Below are 17583 nucleotides of genomic sequence, written 5' to 3'. Positions count from 1 at the left end.
GGGGTTTCCATCACTGACAATGTCAGATCAGATTAGAACGTGCGCTGAAGGCGAACGAAGCCGGTGACTTCGTCGTCACGACCATCTTCGTCGTAGTAGTTGGCGGTGATCTTGGTGGCCAGACCCTCGGTGATCTTGTAGTCAACCGTCAGACCAGCAGTCCAAGCGTCACGGTCGCCAACGAAGTCGCCGTCAGCAGGGTTGACGTCCAGCGTACCGAGGTATTCGAAGCCGGGGGTAAGCGTCAGGCGATCGGTTGCCTTGATCGCGTACTCAACGGCAACAGCCCATTCAGACTTTGCGTAGTAAGCGTTGTCGCCAGAAGCCCATACACCAGCAAGACCGAAGGTGCCCGGACCGATATCTGCGAACAGCATGCCGCGGATAGCAACGTTTTCTGCGTCGAAGTCGTAGCTGGCGATCAGGTTAGCCGTAACAGCGCCGAACTTGCCGCCGATCATGCCGCCGATACCGACGTTGTTGTCAGCGCCGTACTGGAACTGGCCGTACTGGCCTTCCAGTTCGTCAACCGAGAGCGCAGCCTGGAAAGAACCAGCGTCATAGGTGTACTTGATCGAGTTGAACAGGGTGTTGGTCGACAGAATGTCGGTTTCACCGTTCAGATCGTCATCCCACCAGCTGTAGAACTTACCGACCTTCAGGCCGCCGAGTTCGATGAAGGCCTGGTCAACGAAAACGCTCGAAGAAGAAGCAGAACCGTTGTCAGCATTGCCGCGGAAGCCGATGAAGCCACGCAGAGCGCCGAGCTCGGTGTCGGTGCGGGTGTCAACTTCGAACTGAGCGCGGGTGAACGAATCCCAGTCGGACGTGCCAGACTGGTTACGGCCGAAATTGGTCTGGAAACGGATGTAACCGCCAAACTTCAGGCAGGTCTCGGTGCCGGGGATGTAGAAGAAGCCGGTGCCGAAAGCGTCGCAGACGCGAACGTATTCCAGGGGCTCGGGCTCGGCAGCGACGATAGCGTCAGCGGCCTGTGCGCCGGATACTGCTGCGAGAGCTGCAGCGGAGCCGATGAGAAGGCTCTTGATGTTCATGGTTGACCTCCAGTCAAACGCTTAATCTTCTAAGCAGCGGGTGGGAAAGCACTCAGAAATGCGTGCCGCTTATGAAGCTGATTAGAGCCAAAACCGGACGGATCGGCAATCGTAATCATGACGAAAGGAAGACAGTAAGGTGTCCTTAGTTTTTCATTGTTGCGAAATAGCTACAATTCTAACCTACCCCACCAGATTCATTACCGAATAGTAAATTTCCAATTTATTTCAGATGCTTAGCTGATGAACCCAACATTCATCCAAAAGCAAGTGAAATGCCATTAGAGAGCCTGGCCATAATCGGGACGCAGGAAATTGTCCAAAAGTTGATCTGCCACGTCGCAGAATCGTTCATCTTGCAATCTGGCCGCCCGCAATTCCGATTGATCTGGCGTTGCTATCTGTGACGAGCACAAGGTGATTCGGCGAATCTGGATCACGATGAACCCTATTCGGCAACGCGCATAAGTGTGGTCGAAACGATATCATCAATTGATCATCCACACTCTAAGATCGCCATAACGCAAAAAAGCCCCGGCATTGCTGCCGAGGCTTCCGTCACTGACAAAGTCAGATCAGATTAGAACGTACGCTGAAGGCGAACGAAGCCCTGTACGCCGTCATCACCGTTGTCGATGTCGAAGTAGTTAACAGCGATCTTCGTGGAGAGGCCCTGCGTGATCTTGTAGTCGAGCGTTACGCCAGCGGTCCAAGCGTCGTCGTCAGAGAAGTCATCCCAGGAAACGAGGCCGTAGGAGCCGTAGTACTGAGCGCCGGGGGTGATCGTCAGCTTGTCGGTAGCCTTGATGGCGTACTCGGCAGCAACAGCCCATTCGGATTCAGAGTAGTAAGCGTTCGCACCAGAAGCCCAAACACCGGCCAGGCCGAGCGTACCCGGACCAACGTCAGCCGTTGCGATCAGGCGAACAGCGCCGTTTTCGCGGTCGATGTCGTAGCCGCCGATAAGCTGCAGGGAAGCAGCGCCGAGCTTGGCGCCAACGCCGAGAGCGATACCAACGTTGTTGTCGGATTCGTTGAAGCCCTGAACGTCGATGCCTTCGAGTTCGTCAGCCGAAACGCCAGCCCAGAAAGAACCGGTGTCGTAGGTGTAACGTACCGAGTTGAACAGAGCGTTCGTGGACAGTTCGTCGGTTTCGCCAGAGAGGCCATCGTCCCACCAGCTGTAGAACTTACCGACCTTCAGGCCGCCGAGTTCGATGAAAGCCTGGTCAACGAAAACGCCCGAGTCGTCAGCGGCGCCGGTGTCAGCGTTACCGCGGAAGCCGATGAAGCCACGCAGAGCGCCGAGCTCGGTGTCGGTGCGGGTGTCAACTTCGAACTGGGCGCGCGTGAACGAATCCCAGTCAGACGTGCCAGAACGGTCACGGCCAAAGTTGGTCTGGAAACGGACGTAACCGCCGAACTTCAGGCAGGTTTCGGTGCCGGGGATGTAGAAGAAGCCGGTGCCGAAAGCGTCGCAAACGCGAACGTATTCCAGGGGCTCAGGCTCAGCAGCGACGATAGCGTCGGCAGCGTGAGCGCCGGATACTGCTGCGAGAGCCGCAGCGGAGCCGATGAGAAGGCTCTTGATGTTCATGGTTGACCTCCAGTCAAAGTTTTTAAGTGGGTCTGGGTACTTTCGCTGAAGGACAGCATTCCCTGCCCCATTCCCGTGTTCTTAGAAGCCAAACGATCCACCGCCTCGCTTCTGGTGGTGAAAATACAAAAGGTTTCGCCGCTTGCAATCGCCAACATCCGATAAATAGCATTTACGTATATGCTTCATTTCGGTTTGTTGCGGAAACAACACACAGTGCGCACCCGGCTGGCAAGCAGCTTTACCATGCGTTAAGAAATTGCTTGAAAATCCGTTAGTTGGCGAGGTTAACAAGGTCTTTCTAAACTACCGGCCTTTTCGGCGAAGCCTTGCCTTGCCGGGCAAGAATGATGGAAACTTTTGCTTCCTCATACCCCTTAACCTGACATGCCGCCACGGCGCTCATGGAGAAAGGATAGAAAACCATGCCGTTTGCCACCGATTCCTCGCGCAACGATTCGACGCGCTTGCTCAGCGCTGGTTACGATACTGCCGGCACGATAATTGAAGTCGACACCGCCAAGTCTCTTGATTCGCTCGTTTCTTCCATAATCGAAACCTGAAGAGCGCGGACGTCTGCGGCTTCATGGTGCGAGGTCGACATGGCTGTCGCGCACCGACGCACGAAGCGCGGGTCGGCTATGATTTGGAGTTGAGGGATATGTAGGGCTGAAGTTTCCGGTCTGTGCCGAAGTGGCGGAGAGGATGGGATTCGAACCCACGATACGCTTTTGACGTATACTCCCTTAGCAGGGGAGCGCCTTCGACCACTCGGCCACCTCTCCGGTGCGGCCTGATTATTGCGTAAAAAAAATGATTGCAAGGCTTTTTCGCCAAGAAGCACAAAAACCTGTTGGCTGAACATCGCCCCCGCGAAACTTTGCGGGCAATTCGGGAACTTCTTGACCGACCGTACGTTCTGCCTTCGGTAACAAAAGAGGTGTTCTAATGGCTCAGACCAAACTGAATGTTGTCGAAGACACGATCGAAAACCAGATTGCGGAGTTGCGTTCGCAGATCGCATCCCTCTCCAAATCCGTATCCGCCCGCGCGGAAGGGGTGAGCGAGGATGCATCCGAGTTTCTGGATGAGGCGCGCGGACGCGTCCGCAAGGCCGCGCATAATGTACGCGCCCAGGGCCAGAATGTCGTGGAAGCCGTCAAGGAAAATCCCGGTACGGCAACCTCCCTGCTGACGATCGTTGGCGCACTCGGTTTTGCCATCGGTTATGCCGTCGGCACAAGCACACAGCACAACTCGTCGAACAGCAGCCTTTATCGCTGGCGCTGATCGCTGCATGGAATTAAAATTCAGGCAAGGCGGGTCAACCCTGCCTTGCCTTTTCGTATGGGTTTGAAATGTAATGAATGGGGGCGGATATGCGGTTCAGCGACGATCTTGAAATGGCTTTGTCGGATTTTGCGAGGGATCACGGCATAGACAGGGATGAGGCCATCCAGCGCATCATTCGCGCCGCCCTTATCAATAGCGGTTATCTCGCCTCCGGCGAAGAAGGTATTCCGCCGGAAAAGCTGAACGCCAGCAACGACGACTGAGTTAATATCCCGACCGCGATGGCGCAGGCGCTGCTCCGCCCTTGTAACGGGCCGACAGCGCACGCAGGGTGTTGGCGAATTCCGTGACATCCGCCCCGACGGCGACGAAGGACGCGCCGAGTTCGAGATAACGGCGATTATAGGTTTCGTTAAAGGTGAGGATGCCGGCAGCCTTGCCCGCCTTGACGATCTTGACGATGGTCGCCTCAATCACCGCCTGCACTTCCGGCTCGTCTATGCGGCCGAGATAACCCATATCCGCGGCCAGATCCGCCGGGCCGATGAAGACGCCGTCCACGCCCTCAACCGCGAGAATATTATCGAGATCGTTGATCGCCGCGCGCGTTTCGGCCTGCACCAGCAGGCAGACGCTATCGGAGGCGCTGTCGGCATAGTCGGTTATCGTGTTGAAGGCGGAAGCGCGGGCAACGGCCGCGCCCATGCCGCGAATGCCGCGTGGCGGATAATGCATGGCGCTGACCAGATCCGTGGCCTGGGCGGCCGAATCAACCATCGGCACGAGAAGCGTGCGCGCACCCGCATCCAGAAGCTGCTTGATCATCCAGCTTTCGCCGACCGGCACGCGCACGACGGGTTCCGCGGACGATGTGGCAAGGGCACGCAGCTGGTCGATGATGCTGCGCAGATCGTTCGGCCCATGCTCGCCGTCGATCACCAGCCAGTCGAACCCCGCCGTACCGGCGATTTCCGCCGTGATGGCCTCGCCCATATCGAGCCAGAGGCCGATCTGCGGCTTGCCGGCATGGATGGCGGTTTTGAAACGGTTTTCGGGAGCAGGCATGATATCCTCAGGAAAGCAGTAATTTCAGATCGGCGGAGAAGTCCGCCAGGATGGCGCGATCCGGCTCCGCGCCGGTATCGAGCAGTTTCTTGCCGGCAACATAGGCCTTGGCGTCATTGACGGCATCGACGGCGACGAATCGTCCATCGCGGAAATACCAGACGGACCAGCTGCCTTCGCGCGCACCGGGCCGGAGCACCGTCTCGTCGTAACCCAGGTTGAAGCCGGCAATCTGTAGCTTGGCGTCATATTGATCCGACCAGAACCACGGTTTCGGATCATAGGCGGTTTCAGCCCCGGTGAGCACGGCAGCGGTCGCCTCCGCCTGATCGACCGCATTCTGTACCGATTCGAGACGCACATGCTGGCCTCGCCACGGCAGCAGCGCGCAATCGCCCACCGCATGAATGGCGCTGTCGGATGTGCGGGTATGGTCGTCCACCACGATGCCATTGCCGACATCGAGGCCCGATTCGCGGGCAAGGCGGTCATTCGGCGTCACGCCGATGCCGACGATGACGAAATCGACATCAAGCATAGAGCCGTCGGAGAGTTCGGCAGCGGCCACCCGGCCTTCCATGCCGACAAGGCGCACGAGGCCGGTCTTTTCGCGGATGGAAACGCCATGGGCCTGATGGATGCCGCGCATGATATCGGCGGTTTCTTTCGCCGCCACGCGCTGCAGAATGCGGTCGGCCATCTCGATAAGCGTCACCTCAAGGCCGAGCTTGCGGGCGACAGCGGCTGCTTCAAGGCCGATATAACCGCCGCCGATCACCAGCAGCCTGCGGCCGGGCTTCATCTCCTCCATCAGCCGGTTGGCGTCGCGCTTGTCGCGAACGGTCAGGACGCCTTCGAGATCACCGCCGATGCTGGCGGGCAGCAGGCGGGGTGCGGCGCCGGTTGCCAGGACCAGCCTGTCATAAGAAAGCGTGCTGCCATCCTGCATGCGCACGGTTTTTTCAGCTCGGTCTATCTCCTCCACCCAGGTGGAAAGCCGAATATCGACATTGTTTTCGGCGTACCATTCCTCCGGGCGGAACATCAGCCGGTCGAAACTCATCTCACCGAGAAGGTATTTTTTGGATAGCGGCGGACGCTGGTAAGGATAGGCATCCTCGGAACCGATGATGGTGATGGGGCGCTCATCCTTCAGCGCCCGAAGCTTCGACGCCAGCGCGAAAGCGGCCTGCCCCGCCCCGACGATTACCAGCCTTCCCGTCACAGTTCACTCCCAGAACAACCACGAAGCGCCGATCCTGCCGACCCTCGCGAAGCCATATTACCGGATCAGGCGTAACGCCAAGTACGGCCCCAGTCAACCGCGCAGCAACGCCAGCCCGGTGCAAGCATGACGCATTATCAGCACAGGCTGCGGCACGACTGCAACCTGATGGGACCGAACGCATTTCCATAGTGGAAACATCGGCTTCCCCGACGGAAGATTGGTCGAGATCGACACAGACTAGAGATAATTGCGCGCATTTCCTTCATGCCCTGGCAAGGAAGCGGCGTTAAAATCGGCACGAAAGAGGCAATCCGGGAGGTTGTCATGGCTTTACATATGGATATCAGTCAGAACGTCCCACAGGACGAGATGTACGAGAAATTTCAGATCGACCGGCCCGGCAAGATCACCTTCATCGGGCATCATCTCAGCGCCAAGGACACCATGCGCTGCCTGGTGCGGACCATTTCCCTCTACGGCGCCGAGCTGGATGTCAGCCCCGATCTGGAAATGCCGGCCAATTTCTATCTGGAAATTCTGGGCATCCGCGACGAGATCGGCTGCACGCTGATCCGCCGCGAGGAAGAAAAGGCCACGATCGGCTTCAACATGCTGATCGATGCGGAATTCCTGCACCATGTGCGGCGCCTGAGCTTCGAGACCAGCGTCTGACCTTGTCACGACAGGCCGATGGTTTTTCCATCCCTTCTTCGCGACGAAAAATTCTGTTCCAAAACAGCCATGCCGCAACCGGCCGCGCCTTGCGTCCGGTTTTTTTGCACCTATTGTGAGCCGGGTTTTAAACACAGGTACCGGAACTTTCAGCCAATGTCCGCTTTTTCACGCCTTACACCACTTGCCGTCTCGCTTCCCTCCACCGTTCCCTTCGTCGGCCCCGAGGCCATCGAGCGGAACCGCGGTTTGAAGGTGGAGGCGCGAATCGGCGCAAACGAAAGCGGCTTCGGTCCCGCCCCTTCCGTGCTGCTGGCCATGCGCGATGCGGCAGCGGAAACCTGGATGTATAGCGATCCGGAAAATTTCGAGTTGAAGGAAGCGCTTGCCATTCACCACGGCGTTGCACGCGGCAATATTGCCATCGGCAGCGGGGTTGATGGCTTGCTGGGCGAGATCGCCAGGCTGATCGTCGAGCCGGGCACGCCCGTCGTCACCTCGTTTGGCGGCTATCCCACTTTCAATTACCATGTAAACGGTTTTGGCGGGAGACTCGTCACCACGCCCTATGTCGACGATCACGAAGACCTCGACGGTCTTCTCGACCTCGTTAACAGGGAAAATGCGCCGCTGGTCTATTTCGCCAACCCTGATAATCCGATGGGAAGCTGGTGGGAAGCGAGCGAGGTGGTTGCCTTTGCCCGCGCATTGCCGGAAACCTGCCTGCTCATTCTGGACGAAGCCTATTGCGAGACCGCGCCCGCGAGCGCCGTTCCGGCCATCGATGCGCTGATCGGCCAGCCGAACATCCTGCGCATGCGCACCTTCTCGAAAGCCTATGGACTCGCCGGCGCGCGCGTGGGTTACGCCATCGGCACGCTCGGCAACGTCGAAGCCTTCGACAAGATCCGCAACCATTTCGGCATGGCGCGCATTTCGGTCGCCGGCGCCTTGGCGGCCCTGAAGGACCAGGCCTATCTGCATGAAGTCGTTGGCAAAATCTCCGCAGCCCGCGAGCGGATTTCGGTAATCGCCCGCGAGAACGGCCTTTCACCGCTCCCCTCCGCCACCAATTTCGTCACCATCGATTGCCACCGCGATGGTGCTTACGCCCGCGCCATCGTCGATGGGTTGATGGAGCATGGTGTGTTCATCCGCATGCCGGGTGTTGCGCCTCTCAACCGCTGCATCCGCGTGAGCGTGGGGCCGGATGACAAGCTTGATCTTTTCGAACAGGCGCTGCCGAAGGTTCTCAAGGCGATCGGGTAAGTTCCCAACCCACCCTCATTCCTGTGCTCGTCACAGGAATGAGGGCTGGAAAGTCCGCACATTGCGCGCATCGATTCAACATCCTCCCGCAAACCCCTGCCCAGGAATCATTTTCCGGCAACGAGAGCTCACCAGACATAAGAAAACCGCGCCGGCCTTGTTCCTGCCGGTCGCGGTTTGATGTGTCAGCGCAAAAGCCCTTTTCAAAGCCCTCGCCGCGTTCCCCTTCGGGTTTACTTTCGTTTTGACCGGTCGTCGGGACTGGAGGGAACCGGACCGGAAATCTCAATAATGGCTTGGGTCAATCAGTGCATCGTCATCCAGTCGCGGGCGGCGCGCAGTGCTTCGGCGAGTTCCGATTTCGTCATGTTGCGGGCGAGATCAGCGCGGAGCGAAGCGGCTCTTTCCGATCCGCGGATCGCGGCGATGTTGAGCCATTTATGCGCTGCGATCAGGTCCACCTTGCAGCCCCGGCCGGTCGCATAGACCAGGCCGAGATTGCAAAGAGTGTCGGCGCGGGTTTCGCCACCGGCAGCCATTTCGATATCGCTGATGTCAAAGCGTGCCATTGTTTTAATCCCTGTCTTTCTACCTGTTTCACCATTCGCCTTCTTGTCGAGGCTACCGTCCGGACCCGCCGTCTTTTGCGGCTTTTTTGTCCTTTCGTCCGGCAGGTTTTCCCTGCGCTTTTGATGAGTTCACTATGCCACGGGGCTTTCAACGGTCGCTTAAAAGGCATGATTAATGGGCCGCAAACAAACTGCAAACGATTGGTAAAATTGGGTTTTTGTTAAATATCACGAGCCGCGGAAATTAAGGACTTTGCGGCGAATTTTACGAAAACTTTAGAAATGGATTTAAACTCTTCCTTCACCACGATCAAAACAGCGGTTTTCGAATTCTCCCTTTTTCGCTCCTCCCGCTGCTGCAAATGCCGCGCCGCGGCCACAAATTTCTGTTTCCTTTTACGTGAACGTCAAATACTATCCGCGCTGCCCGTCATGAGGATGAAACGGGCAAAGGATATTGCGGTGTGAGGAGCAATCGTTGCGCCGCAGGGCGGCTTTGGGCCAGAAATGGTGCATTCGCATGCCAAATGGGTTTGATCTGCGCATCGCCTCTTCGGGCCTGTCCGGCCCAGGAAAGCCTGCGCGAATTTCGGGAGGAATTTCATGAAGCGTATGATGACGATTGCCGCCGCCCTCATGCTGAGCGGCAACCTTGCCTTTGCCGGCGAGGCGATCGAAGGCAATTGGAAGACGGCCAGCGGCGAAACCGCCGTTATCGGCCCCTGCGGCGGCGCCTTCTGCGTAACGCTGAAGACCGGCAAACACGCCGGAAAACAGATCGGCAAGCTTGCCGGCAAGGGAAACAGCTATTCCGGCGAAATCACCGATCCCGCCAATGACAAGACCTATAGCGGCTCCGGCACCGTTTCCGGCAACTCGCTGAGCATGAAGGGCTGCGTGCTGAAGGTTCTGTGCAAATCACAGACCTGGACACGGTTGTAATCGACAAGGCGGCGGGTGGGCTTTCTGTCCTCCCGCCCGCGGTCCCGCGCCTGACGGCGCGGTGCGCTGCCCAAGGATCGCGCCCGAAATTGCGGACAGACGCCGCATGGAAGCCATATATCCCTACGAGAGCAACGCATGCGCCCCACCCTTTCGACAATCCTGATCGCGGGCACCTCCCATGTCGGCAAAAGCACCCTTGCCGGCCTGCTGAGCGAAAGACTACGCTGCGAGGCAATATCGACCGACAGTCTCGCCCGCCATCCGGGAAGGCCATGGCCGGGCATTCCGACTCCGGTGGAGGAATATTACTCACAGCTCTCGGCGGAAACGATCCACTGGTTTCTGAAGATACATCATCAGAATATCTGGCCATTGATCCGCGTGATGATCGACAGCAGGTCGGGCACCGGCGCTCCCGCAATCTTCGAGGGCGCGGCCCTGCGGCCGGAATTGATATCGCCCCTGCTCGGCAGCACCGTCGCCGGTGTCTTTCTCCATGCCGGCAATGATTTTCTTCTCGAGAGAATGCGTTCTCACGCGCAATATGAAGATGCGACAGCCGACAGGCGGCGGATCATGGACGCTTTCATCGAGCGTTCGCTGCGGGAAAACACCGACATGCTGGCATCCGCGCAGGAACACCATGTACCGGTTGTCGATGTGACCCAGCCTCAGGCATTCGAGACCCTGCTGACCGATCTTGCGGCACGCGCGGAGGCCCCTCTGTCCTGATCGAAAAGCGGGTGGTCCGCGAGATGCCCAGCGCCATTGCCACGCCGATCCACCATGTCACCACCCGTTAACATCCCTGAACACCATATGAACCGGGGTCTCAGGGTCCGTTCAGTCCGAGTGTGGCAAAACTCTGTCCATCAACTCCAATAAAGGGGAATGGACATGGCAAAGCTGATCAGCCGACTGGCAATCTTCGCGTTTCTCATGGCGATCTTCGCCATGTCCTTCGCCTCGCTCGTCGTTAATCCGAACCGCAGTTTCCAGCGGGTGAATGCAGGCGCGGCAATTGCCTGCCAGCACAGCCCGTCGCCCGCCGCCAATTGCCCCGTCGTACTTTGAGGACCGGCCGATGACGACTAGTTTTTCCAACGGCCTGTTTTCCGCACTGAGACTGGTGCTGATGGCCTCGATCTTTCTTGGTCCGGTGGCCGGACTTGCGGTTTACAAGGCCGATCCCCGCCCCGCCTCCAAGGGCGCCGGTTTCGTGCTCCTGATGAGCCTTCAGCGCGGCGCGCTCGGCTGAGTTTCCGCCGCCCCCGATATTGCTCCAGCCGCTTTTTCCGTTTCTTTTCAGTTTCTTCGTATTTCTGTCGCTTGCCTGTCGAATTTGGCCTCTTATAATGGGCCATGACAATAGCAAAACGAACGATTCCGCCCTTCACCTTCATCAGCCCCGAGCCTTTCGCGCCGCAGACATTCACGGACCCGAAAGAAGCTGTGGCGGCTTTGACCGCGCTTTACGAACGCAATACGGCGTTCCTCATCAACTCCTTCACCGACCTTGCCAAGGGCGCGCCGATCACCGGCCGTTACCGCGCCTGCTATCCGCAGGTCAGCCTGGAGACCGCCACCTTCGGCCATGTCGATTCGCGTCTCTCCTACGGCCATGTCACCGCCCCCGGCGTCTATACGACGACGATCACCCGGCCGGAGCTTTTCCGCCATTACCTGAAAGAGCAGCTGGGGCTTCTGATGAAGAACCACGGCGTTCCGGTGACGGTTGCTGAATCGGCCACGCCCATTCCGCTGCATTTCGCCTTCGGCGAAGGCGCTTATGTCGAAGCGGCGGCGGCATCCTCGCTCTCCGACGTGCCATTGCGCGATCTTTTCGATACGCCCGATCTCAACAATACCGACGATCTCATCGCCAATGGCGAATATGATCAGGTACCCGGCGAACCCGCGCCGCTCGCACCCTTTACCGCACAGCGCATCGATTATTCGCTGGCCCGCCTTAGCCATTATACGGCAACCAGCGCCAGCCATTTCCAGAACTTCGTGCTGTTCACCAACTACCAGTTCTATATCGATGAATTCGCCGCATGGGCGCGGCAGATGATGAAGAATGGCGGCGAAGGCTACACGGCCTTCGTGGAGCCGGGCAACATCATCACCCCCGCTGGCTCCGACAAGCCGGAAACGGACGCCGTTCTCGGCCGCCTGCCGCAGATGCCCGCCTATCACCTGAAGAAAAAGGGCCATGCCGGCATCACGCTCGTCAATATCGGCGTCGGTCCCTCCAATGCCAAGACGATCACTGACCATATCGCCGTGCTGCGCCCGCATGCCTGGCTGATGGTCGGCCATTGCGCCGGCCTGCGCAACAGCCAGCGGCTTGGCGATTATGTTCTGGCGCATGCCTATGTGCGCGAGGACCATGTGCTTGACGACGACCTGCCGGTCTGGGTGCCGATCCCCGCGCTTGCCGAAGTGCAGCTGGCGCTGGAAGGGGCAGTCGCGGAAGTCACCGGTTACGAGGGCTTCGAGCTGAAGCGCATCATGCGCACCGGCACCGTCGCCACGATCGACAACCGCAACTGGGAGCTTCGCGATCAGGCCGGCCCCGTCAAGCGCCTGTCGCAATCGCGCGCCATCGCGCTCGACATGGAATCGGCCACCATCGCGGCGAACGGTTTCCGCTTCCGCGTGCCCTACGGCACCCTGCTCTGCGTCTCCGACAAGCCGCTGCATGGGGAATTGAAACTACCGGGCATGGCGACGGAGTTTTACCGCACACAGGTCGCCCAGCATCTGCAGATCGGCATTCGCGCTGTGCAGAAGCTTGCGGCAATGCCGACGGAAACGCTGCATTCGCGCAAGCTTCGAAGCTTTTACGAGACGGCGTTTCAGTAAGATCGCACATCTTCGCCCTCAAGGTGGTGATGTCTGTTCATACACCTTGAGGCCGTGCGATGCGTGTGACTATCGACCTTGATGACGACTTGATGGCCGAGGCCATGGAAATCACCGGATTGTCCACCGTCGAGGCGACGGTTGGACGGGCTCTGAGAGAATTCGTCCGGGTACACTGGCAGAGACGTGCGCTTGAGGAACTGCGGGGGATTGGCTGGGAAGGCAATCTTGATGAAATCCGAGATGGCTCGGGCAAGGACGACGTCTAGCGGGCAGTGACGAAGGCCTGGAAACCTCTCCGTCGTCATCCTCGGGCTTGACCCGAAGATCCACCATCACACGCGGCAATGGATCCTCGGGGCAAGCCCGAGGATGACGTCGAGTGTGAGGGATGCTTTAACAGTCTGCCCACACAGACTGAATGAAGGCGACGTGTGCCTTTAAACCACCTTCACCGTCCCCTCCACACGCACGGGGAAATTCACCGATCTGGCGATAAAACATTTCTCATGCGCGTCATGGTGCAATTCGTCGGCTCTCGTGGGATCCCCCTTCGAAATGGTGATCACCGGCTTCAGCACCACCTCGCTGAATTGTCCGGCGCCGTCCTTTTCCATCAACAGCGTGCCTTCGGCATTGTCGACATAGTCTTCGACGATGATGCCGTTGACGGAGCAGAAATGCAGGTACCAGAGCTTGTGGCAGGCCGAGAGTGAGGCGACGAGCAGGTCTTCCGGGTTCCAACGGGAGGCATCGCCGCGGAAGGCAGGGTCGGAGGAGCCGGCGATATCGGCTTTTCCCGAGGTGGAAATCGTATAGTCGCGTTCATAGTCGCGGTAGCCGGACGTCCCCTTGCCGCGATTGCCCGTCCATTTCACCTGAACGGCGTAATGATGTTCCTGTCCTGCCATGTAATTACTCCTCCCTTATCGTATCACGCAGGTGGTCGAGCCCCTTGCGCAGCGTCTCGATGATCTCATCCACTTCCGAACGGCTGATTGTCAGCGCCGGCGAGGCCAGCATGCGGTCTCCCGTGGCGCGCATGACGAGGCCGTTTGCCAGGCAATGGTTGCGCACCGCGGTTCCGATATCGTCGGGCTTCGCAAAACGTTTGCGTGTCGCCTTGTCGGCCGTTATCTGCAAGCCGCCCATCAGGCCGACATTGACAGCCTCGCCCACCAGTTCGTGGTCCTCAAGGCTTTTCCAGCCTTGCGAAAAATAGGGGCCGATATCGTCGCGCACCCGCTCCACCAGCCCTTCGGTCTCGATGATGCGGAGATTTTCAAGCGCTGCGGCGGCGCAGACGGGGTGGCCGGAATAGGTGAAACCATGATTGAAGTCACCGACCTCAGACAACATCACTGCCGCCACCCGATCCGAGACGATGACGCCGCCTATCGGCAGATAACCTGATGACAGGCCCTTGGCGACGGGCGCGAAATCCGGCTCCACGCCAAAATGCTGATAGCCGAACCAGGAGCCGAGACGGCCGAAACCACAGATCACCTCATCGGAGACGAGGAGAATGTTGCGCGCCTTGCAGATGCGTGCGATTTCCGGCCAATAGGTCTCCGGCGGCACAATCACTCCACCTGCACCCTGAATGGGTTCGGCCACAAAAGCGGCAACGTTTTCCTCACCGAGCTCGTCGATCTTCGCTTCGAGTTCCCGGGCGACCTTCAGGCCGAATTCGGCAGGTGAAAGATCGCCACCCTCGGCGTACCAATAGGGCTGGCAGATATGGGCGATACCCTCGATCGGCAGGTTACCCTGCTCGTGCATCCATTTCATGCCGCCGAGCGAGGCACCGGCAACCGTCGAGCCGTGATAGCCATTGCGCCTTGCAATCACCTTGGTCTTCGTCGGATGGCCGAGCGCCTTCCAGTAGACCCGCGCCATGCGTAACCAGGTATCGGTCGCTTCCGATCCGGAATTGGTGAAGAACACATGGTTCATGTCAGGTCCGGCGCGGGAGGCGATTTTCTGCGCCAGAAGTGTCGCCGGCGGCGTGGTGGTGCCGAAAAACGCGTTGTAATAGGGCAGCTCGTTCATCTGGCGCTGCACGACATCGGCGATCTCGCGGCGGCCATATCCGATATTCACGCACCAGAGGCCGGCAAAGGCGTCGAGATATTTCTTGCCGGTGCTGTCATAGATGAAAACCCCTTCCGCGCGCTCGATGATGCGAGTGCCGGCGGCATTCAGCTTGCCCATATCGGAAAAGGGATGAAGGTGATGGGCGGCATCGATGGCGGCGAGGTTGGACAGCGGCTTGGAGATTTCATTCATGACAGATCGCACTCCCATAAAGGCAACGGCGCTCACGCCACCGCGCCCGCCGAACATGGCCGGGCGGATTCGATTTGGCAAGGCTGGCGTTTTTTAGGGGGAGCGAATGGAACGAGCGGTTGCCGCTAGTTTCTTCTTCCCGCCGCGGAGAAGGTGGCCCGAAGGGTCGGATGAGGGGGTACCGTTGCCGGACTTCGGAGACCTCGCCCCCTCATCCCGCTGCCGCGGACTTCTCCCCCTCGGGGAGAAGAAACAAGGGGTAATCGCCCAATTCACAGGCGGTTGCACTATGCGAAAAACGCCCGCCCCACCAGCACCTTCAATTCGCCCGCATGAACTTTCAACGCCACATCCCGCTCCATCGGCAGCAACTCGCCATCGATGACACATCGCAGGTCATGGCGCTTCTTGGGGAAATGCAGTTCCACATCCGTCACGGTCATGGCGGTGACGGCGGCGTTTTCCTTCAGCCTGCCGCGCAGAATGTCGAAAGCGAGTTTCGCAACGCCGGAGGGACGCAGCGGATCGGCAAGATAAAAGCCGAGATGGCCGCCCGAGACATTATCCGCCACCATCAGTGAGCTCTGGCCGAACTCGTTGTTGGAGACGGAAATGGCCGAGACCTTGCGATGCTGCGTCCTGCCATTGACGGTATATTGCACCTCGAACACCGGCGGATTGAGGATGACGTTGATGGCGGCGCGGATGCTCGCCTTGATCTTGCCAAGACGGGAGGCGAAAGCGAGATTGTTGCGGTAGCGCACCATGCGCGAATGCAGACCTGCGGAAAACTGGTGGACGAAGAGGCGGCCATTGGCGCTGGCGATGTCGACACTGGCAATCTCGCCACTCGCCAGCGTTTCCAGCGCCTGGCGAATATCGAGCGGCAGCTTCAGCGAGCGGGCGAAGAGGTTCATGGTGCCGGCCGGAACGATGCCGAGCGCGATGCCGTGCTTCCAGGCGATGGCCGCTGCTGCGGAAATCGTGCCGTCGCCGCCGCCGGCAATGATGGCTTCAATGCCCGGTTCATCGGCGGCGCGTTCCATTTCCTCGACGATATCTTTTCCGGAGACCAGACGGCAATCGATCGTGTGGCCGGCACGGGTGAAAACGTCGCGGGCGTGTTCGCAATAGGCTTCCATGTCAGTGGTACGAAAAGTGCCGCCGTCGCGATTGAAAATTGCAATGAGCTTCATGTTTCCAACCCGATCCAGTAACGCAGCCGCGCGTAAATGCCTGTCGTCATATAGAGTTCCGAACACCATCGCGTGAAGATGCTCTTTTGCCGAGAATCGCTCTACCGCAACGCATCATTTCATGTTAGGGATCACTTAAGGTCATTTTCATGACCGCGCATCTCCAGTCAGGGCAGACCGCTCCCATACGGTCTTGCCCTTTTTTCTGTGGGCCCTTCCCGTTTTTCAGGTCACGATGAGCCAGTCGAATATTTCCGAAGCCCGCCCTGGCGCGGAGAATGAAACCGTTTACACGGCAGCGCCAGCCGTGGCCCTCTCCCCGCTTGCCATCGCACTTATCGAACTGGCGCTTGCCGCCGGCGGCTTCGGCATCGGCACCGGTGAATTCGCCATCATGGGCCTTTTGCCTGACGTTGCCACCACCTATGGCGTCACCGTTCCGCAGGCGGGTTACGTCATCACCGCCTATGCGCTCGGCGTCGTCATCGGCGCGCCGATCATTGCGGTGCTTGCCGCGCGCATAACGCGTCGTACCCTGCTTCTCGGCCTGATGGGGCTTTTTGCGGTCGGCAATATCCTGAGCGCCCTTGCACCTGATTTCCTGAGCTTCACCGTCCTGCGCTTCATCACCGGCCTGCCGCATGGCGCTTATTTCGGCGTTGCGGCGCTGGTGGCGGCCTCCATGGCGCCCATCCACAAGCGCGCCCGCGCCGTTGGCCGCGTGATGCTCGGCCTCACCATCGCCACCCTGCTCGGCACCCCGCTTGCCACCTTCTTTGGCCAGCTTCTGTCCTGGCGGGCAGCCTTCATGCTGGTCGGCGGCATCGGGCTGTTGACGGTCGCCCTTCTCTGGCTGTTCCAGCCGCGTGACAGGGTGGAAGAAGGCGCCAGCGTGTGGCGCGAACTTGGCGCTTTCCGGCGCGTGCAGGTGTGGCTGACGCTTGCCATCGCCGCCGTCGGTTTCGGCGGCATGTTCTCTGTGTTCAGCTATATCGCCAAGACCACCACCGATGTGGCGATGATGCCGGTTTCCACCGTTTCCATGGTGCTGGCGCTGTTCGGCATCGGCATGAATGTCGGCAATGTCGTCGGCTCGCGGCTGGCGGATATCTCGCTCAACGGCACGATTGGCGGCATGCTGGCCTTCAACGTGCTTGTCATGACCGTGTTTGGCATGACGGCGGACAATCCATTCATGCTCTGCCTCTGCGTCTTCCTGATCGGCTGCGGTTTCGCAGCCTGCCCGGCCGTGCAGACCCGGCTGATGGATGTGGCGCAGGATGCGCAGACGCTGGCTGCCGCCTCCAACCATTCCGCCTTCAACATCGCCAACGCGCTTGGCGCCTGGCTTGGCGGCCTCGTCATCGCCATGGGTTTCGGTTACGCCTCGACGGGTTATGTCGGTGCGGTTCTTTCCCTTCTCGGGCTTGGCGTTTTCCTCGTTTCCGTCACCGTCGAGCGGCGCGCAAAAGCCGGCTGAATGCCGGTTTTTTAACCGCTTGAATGCCCTTTCCGGGACCCGCCCGGAACCTTACGG

At 59.1% G+C, this 17583-nt stretch carries 20 protein-coding genes and 1 tRNA gene; 12 read left to right on the top strand and 9 right to left on the bottom strand.

The features are described 5' to 3' along the window. Positions 1–32 precede the first annotated feature (32 nt). Entirely contained in the window at positions 33–1055 is a 1023-nt protein-coding gene (locus QRN60_RS04535; protein ID WP_111797561.1) for a porin, read from the bottom strand. Between the two features lie 580 nt (positions 1056–1635). Continuing rightward, the gene (locus QRN60_RS04530) at positions 1636–2652 is read right to left on the bottom strand and encodes a porin (RefSeq protein WP_060723991.1); all 1017 of its coding nucleotides are present in this window, start codon (positions 2650–2652) and stop codon (positions 1636–1638) included. A gap of 425 nt (positions 2653–3077) precedes the next feature. Here QRN60_RS04530 and QRN60_RS04525 point away from each other — a divergent pair, with 425 nt between their 5' ends. Continuing rightward, on the top strand, positions 3078–3215 hold the full coding sequence (locus QRN60_RS04525) for a hypothetical protein (RefSeq protein ID WP_162696050.1): 138 nt from the start codon (positions 3078–3080) through the stop codon (positions 3213–3215). Positions 3216–3346: 131 nt separating this feature from the next. Here the strand turns inward: QRN60_RS04525 and QRN60_RS04520 are convergent. After that, positions 3347–3437 (bottom strand) — tRNA-Ser (locus tag QRN60_RS04520). A 163-nt stretch (positions 3438–3600) separates the two neighbouring features. On the opposite strand from QRN60_RS04520, the gene QRN60_RS04515 reads away from it, so the two are divergent. Next, positions 3601–3942 (top strand): hypothetical protein, encoded by a 342-nt coding sequence (locus QRN60_RS04515; protein ID WP_129564528.1) that lies wholly within the window; start codon positions 3601–3603, stop codon positions 3940–3942. A gap of 89 nt (positions 3943–4031) precedes the next feature. Continuing rightward, positions 4032–4208: a hypothetical protein gene (locus tag QRN60_RS04510; protein WP_165000574.1), complete on the top strand. Its 177-nt coding sequence runs from the start codon at positions 4032–4034 to the stop codon at positions 4206–4208. 1 nt (position 4209) lies between these two features. Here QRN60_RS04510 and QRN60_RS04505 read toward each other — a convergent pair whose 3' ends face one another. Together QRN60_RS04505 and QRN60_RS04500 are read right to left on the bottom strand one after the other, a co-directional pair. Further along, on the bottom strand, positions 4210–5010 hold the full coding sequence (locus tag QRN60_RS04505) for an aldolase/citrate lyase family protein (protein ID WP_129564529.1): 801 nt from the start codon (positions 5008–5010) through the stop codon (positions 4210–4212). Positions 5011–5017: 7 nt separating this feature from the next. Next, positions 5018–6235: an NAD(P)/FAD-dependent oxidoreductase gene (locus tag QRN60_RS04500; RefSeq protein ID WP_065694919.1), complete on the bottom strand. Its 1218-nt coding sequence runs from the start codon at positions 6233–6235 to the stop codon at positions 5018–5020. A 327-nt stretch (positions 6236–6562) separates the two neighbouring features. On the opposite strand from QRN60_RS04500, the gene QRN60_RS04495 reads away from it, so the two are divergent. After that, a complete protein-coding gene (locus QRN60_RS04495; protein WP_020809747.1) occupies positions 6563–6910 on the top strand; it encodes a hypothetical protein in 348 nt (115 codons plus the stop codon). A 156-nt stretch (positions 6911–7066) separates the two neighbouring features. Further along, positions 7067–8179 carry a pyridoxal phosphate-dependent aminotransferase gene (locus QRN60_RS04490; protein WP_060723988.1) on the top strand — a complete coding sequence of 371 codons (1113 nt, stop codon included), beginning with the start codon at positions 7067–7069 and terminating at the stop codon, positions 8177–8179. Positions 8180–8484: 305 nt separating this feature from the next. Here the strand turns inward: QRN60_RS04490 and QRN60_RS04485 are convergent, their stop codons facing one another. Next, positions 8485–8748 (bottom strand): SEL1-like repeat protein, encoded by a 264-nt coding sequence (locus tag QRN60_RS04485; protein WP_003509974.1) that lies wholly within the window; start codon positions 8746–8748, stop codon positions 8485–8487. Positions 8749–9351: 603 nt separating this feature from the next. Between QRN60_RS04485 and QRN60_RS04480 the strand changes: the two genes are divergently transcribed. The 6 genes from QRN60_RS04480 to QRN60_RS04455 all read left to right on the top strand — a co-directional run bounded on the left by QRN60_RS04480 (position 9352) and on the right by QRN60_RS04455 (position 12830). Then, a complete protein-coding gene (locus QRN60_RS04480) occupies positions 9352–9690 on the top strand; it encodes a DUF2147 domain-containing protein (protein ID WP_003509976.1) in 339 nt (112 codons plus the stop codon). A gap of 138 nt (positions 9691–9828) precedes the next feature. Further along, positions 9829–10425: a P-loop NTPase family protein gene (locus QRN60_RS04475; protein WP_129564530.1), complete on the top strand. Its 597-nt coding sequence runs from the start codon at positions 9829–9831 to the stop codon at positions 10423–10425. A 159-nt stretch (positions 10426–10584) separates the two neighbouring features. Then, a complete protein-coding gene (locus QRN60_RS04470; RefSeq protein ID WP_020809511.1) occupies positions 10585–10767 on the top strand; it encodes a hypothetical protein in 183 nt (60 codons plus the stop codon). A 10-nt stretch (positions 10768–10777) separates the two neighbouring features. Then, complete coding sequence (locus QRN60_RS04465; RefSeq protein ID WP_003509979.1) at positions 10778–10951, top strand: hypothetical protein; 174 nt, start codon at positions 10778–10780, stop codon at positions 10949–10951. 104 nt (positions 10952–11055) lie between these two features. After that, a complete protein-coding gene (amn, locus tag QRN60_RS04460) occupies positions 11056–12561 on the top strand; it encodes an AMP nucleosidase (RefSeq protein ID WP_003509981.1) in 1506 nt (501 codons plus the stop codon). Between the two features lie 59 nt (positions 12562–12620). After that, positions 12621–12830 (top strand): type II toxin-antitoxin system VapB family antitoxin, encoded by a 210-nt coding sequence (locus tag QRN60_RS04455; protein ID WP_003509983.1) that lies wholly within the window; start codon positions 12621–12623, stop codon positions 12828–12830. A gap of 171 nt (positions 12831–13001) precedes the next feature. On the opposite strand, the gene QRN60_RS04450 is transcribed toward QRN60_RS04455, so the two are convergent. The 3 genes from QRN60_RS04450 to QRN60_RS04440 all read right to left on the bottom strand — a co-directional run bounded on the left by QRN60_RS04450 (position 13002) and on the right by QRN60_RS04440 (position 16046). Beyond that, the gene (locus QRN60_RS04450) at positions 13002–13472 is read right to left on the bottom strand and encodes an OsmC family protein (protein WP_003509984.1); all 471 of its coding nucleotides are present in this window, start codon (positions 13470–13472) and stop codon (positions 13002–13004) included. Between the two features lie 4 nt (positions 13473–13476). Next, positions 13477–14850, bottom strand: coding sequence for an aspartate aminotransferase family protein (locus QRN60_RS04445; protein WP_165000575.1), 1374 nt, complete (start codon positions 14848–14850; stop codon positions 13477–13479). Between the two features lie 287 nt (positions 14851–15137). Further along, positions 15138–16046, bottom strand: a complete 909-nt coding sequence (locus QRN60_RS04440; protein WP_003509989.1) for a diacylglycerol/lipid kinase family protein — start codon at positions 16044–16046, stop codon at positions 15138–15140. A 235-nt stretch (positions 16047–16281) separates the two neighbouring features. Between QRN60_RS04440 and QRN60_RS04435 the strand changes: the two genes are divergently transcribed. Continuing rightward, entirely contained in the window at positions 16282–17526 is a 1245-nt protein-coding gene (locus QRN60_RS04435) for an MFS transporter (protein ID WP_080866556.1), read from the top strand. Positions 17527–17583 lie beyond the last annotated feature (57 nt).

Origin of the sequence: Agrobacterium sp. CFBP2214, from assembly GCF_030209895.1 — a bacterium.
Taxonomy (GTDB): domain Bacteria; phylum Pseudomonadota; class Alphaproteobacteria; order Rhizobiales; family Rhizobiaceae; genus Agrobacterium; species Agrobacterium radiobacter.
The sequence above is the reverse complement of the archived record's forward strand: the minus strand, read 5'-3'. Positions and strand labels throughout refer to the sequence as shown.